Source organism: Roseomonas sp. KE2513 (assembly GCF_016107305.1).
In the GTDB taxonomy this organism is placed as follows: Bacteria; Pseudomonadota; Alphaproteobacteria; order Acetobacterales; family Acetobacteraceae; genus Roseomonas.
This window is the reverse complement of sequence record NZ_RCVR01000106.1, coordinates 1-3,799: the sequence shown is the minus strand read 5'-3', so window position 1 is coordinate 3,799 and position 3,799 is coordinate 1. Positions and strand designations below refer to the sequence as shown.

At 68.4% G+C, this 3,799-nt stretch carries 5 protein-coding genes; 3 read left to right on the top strand and 2 right to left on the bottom strand.

The window, feature by feature from the left end:
- Positions 1–184: 184 nt before the first annotated feature.
- Positions 185–589 carry a bifunctional 2-polyprenyl-6-hydroxyphenol methylase/3-demethylubiquinol 3-O-methyltransferase UbiG gene (locus tag D9599_RS30275; protein ID WP_198385054.1) on the top strand — a complete coding sequence of 135 codons (405 nt, stop codon included), beginning with the start codon at positions 185–187 and terminating at the stop codon, positions 587–589.
- A gap of 150 nt (positions 590–739) precedes the next feature.
- On the opposite strand, the gene D9599_RS30270 is transcribed toward D9599_RS30275, so the two are convergent.
- Both D9599_RS30270 and D9599_RS30265 read right to left on the bottom strand, forming a co-directional pair.
- On the bottom strand, positions 740–1,000 hold the full coding sequence (locus D9599_RS30270) for an HU family DNA-binding protein (protein ID WP_198385055.1): 261 nt from the start codon (positions 998–1,000) through the stop codon (positions 740–742).
- A gap of 61 nt (positions 1,001–1,061) precedes the next feature.
- On the bottom strand, positions 1,062–2,963 hold the full coding sequence (locus D9599_RS30265) for a DEAD/DEAH box helicase family protein (RefSeq protein WP_198385053.1): 1,902 nt from the start codon (positions 2,961–2,963) through the stop codon (positions 1,062–1,064).
- A 127-nt stretch (positions 2,964–3,090) separates the two neighbouring features.
- On the opposite strand from D9599_RS30265, the gene vapB reads away from it, so the two are divergent.
- Positions 3,091–3,312, top strand: coding sequence for a type II toxin-antitoxin system VapB family antitoxin (gene vapB, locus D9599_RS30260; RefSeq protein WP_198385052.1), 222 nt, complete (start codon positions 3,091–3,093; stop codon positions 3,310–3,312).
- Positions 3,312–3,710, top strand: coding sequence for a tRNA(fMet)-specific endonuclease VapC (gene vapC / locus D9599_RS30255; protein ID WP_198385051.1), 399 nt, complete (start codon positions 3,312–3,314; stop codon positions 3,708–3,710). Before vapB ends, vapC begins: the two co-directional genes overlap by 1 nt.
- The last annotated feature ends 89 nt before the right edge of the window (positions 3,711–3,799 follow it).

Here is a 3,799-nt window from a genome sequence, read left to right as displayed (position 1 = left end):
TCAGCGGAAGGATGCCGGAGAGGGATGGAGGACGAGCAAGTTTAGCACTCCACGTTCACCGCGGCAGCCTGGGTCCGCTTCGCGACGAGTTCACTTGCGGGCAGAGCGAATTCATCGGTGCCCAGCCCCCGGCCAGGATACGCTGGCACTGCCAGCGAGGCGGCGCATGGCGTAGGTCTCCCGTGTGACCCTGCCCCCGACGGACGCCATTGCTTGGTACGACCGCCATGCCGCGACCCTGGCTGTGGCCCACGAGGCCCTACCCGCCGCAGTGTTGCATGGCGGCCTTGCCGACCTGCTGCCAGTCGCTCCTGCGCCGGTGCTGGACGTCGGTGCCGGCAGCGGCCGTGACGCCGCGTGGCTGGCCGATCTCGGCCACGACGTGGTCGCAGTCGAGCCCGCGGCCGGCCTGCGCCGGATCGCCGAGGGGCAGCACCCATCCCCGCGCATCCGCTGGCTCGACAACCGCCTTCCCGCGCTCGCCACCACTGCCCGCCTCGGGCTGAGCTTCGACGCCGTGCTGCTCAGCGCGGTGTGGATGCACCTCGCCCCTGCCGATCGCCCGCGCGCCTTACCTCGACGGGTGTGACGGTCAGACAACACGAGGCGAATCGGGCTAGGCGCTGCATTGGCAAAGAGTGCCGACGCGGACTGAACAAATCAAGAACTTGCCGGCGGAGGCGAGGCTGGCCAGACCTCTTGCGCCGCTCGATGGCCGCTCGGGAAGTCCGGCTGACGGTCAGCCCGCCTTGCTCTTGGTGGCCTTGCGCTTGGCCTTCTTGGCGCCCGCGAAGGCCGCCTCCTTAAGGGACGCGCTGGCCTTGAACTTGATGGTTGCGCCGGCCTTCAACTGCACCTTCTCGCCCGCGCGCGGGTTCAGCGCCGTGCGCTCGGCGGTCTCGCGCACGGTGAAGCTGCCGAAGTCAGGCAGCGAGAAGCGGCCGGTCTGGATGATCTCCTTCCTGATGGCGGCGTTCAGGTCGGCCGCGAGCTGCCCGATCGTGCCGTGTGGTCATGGCCTGTGCCCGGCAACACTCGAACCACCGTCGGCAATCCATCGTTCAAGTAGCAGGGGAGGGGGGGTTCTCAGGCCGAGAGCGCATTGCACGCCCGGTGGGCGGCTTCCACTCGCCTCGCTTGCGGGCGGACCAGGCATAACGGGGATCGTGGTCCAACAAGTGAAGGTGGTCCGCGAGCCGGTTACGCTCCAGCCAGCCCACGGCTGCTTCCAGCTCGGCGAGTGTCATGGCGGCGCGCGCCTTGTCCCCGGTGACGCGCTTCAGGGCCGCGTTGTAGCGGTGATACAGCCCTGGTCCCGCGATCCCTCCGCGCAGCCCGGCCGCACCTGCCTCGTCCTCCACCGCCTGCGCCGCCACCATCTCGCCGAGGCGAATGCGCAGGCGCCGCTCAGCAACGGAGGGCACCTCCAGCAGCTCCCCTTGGGCCTCCTCCTGTTCGGGGCGGCGCATCGCCAGCTCCGGCCCCGGCGCGAGCCGGTCGTAGCGCATGGCCAGCGCGTTCGAAGAGAGCGGCACAATGCCCTCCTTGGGCGCGGGAAGCTGATCCAGCAGCCAGGCGGGCAGCGTGGACTGCTCGCGCCGCGGCTTCGGACGGCGCGCCAAGGTGCCCTGCTCCGTCTCCATGCGCCGGCGGAACAGGCCAAAGAGCGGGTCGTCCGGGTGAAAGACCAGTGCTTGCTGCGCCTCGTAGGCACCGGCATGTGGGTCCACCCGCGTCGCGCGCGCCACCATCTGCTCCAGCCAGGGACGAGAGCGGATGTGCGTGAGGGCCGCCACCACCGCGACCTCCGGCGCGTCCAGCCCTTCGTAGGCCATGGCGACCGTCACCAGCACCGAGGGCTCCGGCATCAGCCGGAAGGCGGCCAGCAGCTCGTGCGCCCGCGGCGTATCCGAGGTGGCGAGTTGGGCCACGGCCTCGGCCTGCGCCGCCGGGATCCACTGCCGCACCACGGCAAGGTAGTGCCGCGCGGTCGCCTGGTCTGGGGCCACTACCAGCAGCTTGCCCAGACCACGCGCGGGCTCGGCGGGTGCCAGACCGCGCACCTGGCGTCGCCGCGCGCGGAGGCTGCGGACGGCGAGGAAGGCCTCGCGCAGCAGAACCTCGGCGAAGCCGGTGCGGAGCGCGGTAAAGAGGGCAGGGCGGGTGGTCTCGTCGGGGTGCAGGCCGGAGATCCGATGGGGGCCGAGCTCGTTTCCGTCCTCATCGCGCCAGCTGGCCTCGCCGTCGAGCGCGCCGAAGGTCACCGGCAGCACGGCGCGCTCGGCAAGTGCCTGAGCGCGGGAGTAGCCGACCACGGCCCAGCCCTCAGCATCCAGCGCCACCTCCCGCGTGCGCGCCTTGGGGCCTTTGCGGTAGGGCAGCCAGAGGATGCCCTTGCCGTCGGCGCGCTCCAGCGTGCCCGAGAGCAGCAGTCGCACGCGGGCGCATTCGAGCAGCGGCAGGATGGCGCGTGACCAGGCACTGGCCTGGTCCTCCTCCATCTCCTGTGCGGCCGCCACTGGGTCGATGTCCGCCAGCGCAGGAAGGTGGTGCACTTCGTCCACCACGAGCAGCGTGCGATGGCGCCTGAACTCGGCCAGGTGCAGATCCGGGGCCGCGGCGACGCCCTGGTAGGTGGTGATATAGCCGGCGAGCCCTCGGCTCGGGTCGGGGGTGTTATCGGCGGCGCGCACCGACAGGCTGTGGCGTAGCGCCTCACGCCAGTAAGGATCGGCGAAGGCTTCCTCCGCCTGGAGCCGCAGGCTGTCGCGCGGCACGACCCAACAGATGCGGTCGACGATCCCGGTGGCAATCAGGCGGCTTGCCGCGATCACCGGCAACAGCGACTTGCCACCGCCTGGGGTGACCGCGGCTAGGACGTCGCGCGCTTCGGTTTCACGGGTGGCAATCGCCTCAATCACGCCCGCGAGGCGCTGCTGATGCGAGCGAAGGGGGCGGGTCACAGTGGCGGATGATCTAAACAGAGCACCTCAAGACACTGATTCAGCCTGATTCGCGTGTCTAGGCCTTCCTGAGCCTTGCACCTGGGCACGGTCGGGATATATGCAATGTATATCCCGAGAGGCTCACATGACCCGGACCACTCTCTTTCGAAGCAACCGGACACAGGCTGTACGTTTGCCGAAGGGTGTGGCCTTTCCAGAAGGCGTTAGGGAAGTCGCGATCCTGCGCGACGGCACGCGCCGGGTCATCGTACCGGCTGATACCAGTTGGGACGACTTCTTTGGCGCACCCGGTATTGATCTGCCGGATCGCGAACAGCCGCAGGCTGAGGAACGCGAGCGCTTCTAATGCTGCGCTATCTGCTGGACACGAACCTCTGCATCCGTGTGCTGCGAGATCGACCGCAGGGCTTGCGGGCGCGGTTCAACGCCGAGGCCGGGTCGCTCTGCATCTCGACTGTGGTGCTGATGGAGTTGCTGCACGGAGCCGGTAAGTCGGCACGCCCGATTGAGAACAGACGGGAGGTGGAGCGCTTCGCAGCGCGGCTCGATGTGCTGGCCTTCGACGCAGACGCAGCAGCGCATGCGGGGGAGATCCGCACAGTACTGGAGCGCACCGGGCAGGTCATCGGTGCTTACGACCTGATGATTGCAGGCCACGCAAGGAGCCGCGGACTGGTGGTGGTCACCGGCAACCTCAGCGAGTTCCGCCGTGTGGAGGGACTGCGCTGTGAGGACTGGCTGTAGCAAGCGCGAACAAATTGACGAGCAAAAACAACACAGAAAACGAGTATTTTACATAACTCATATTACGCGGCTTGGGGGGAGGGATGTAG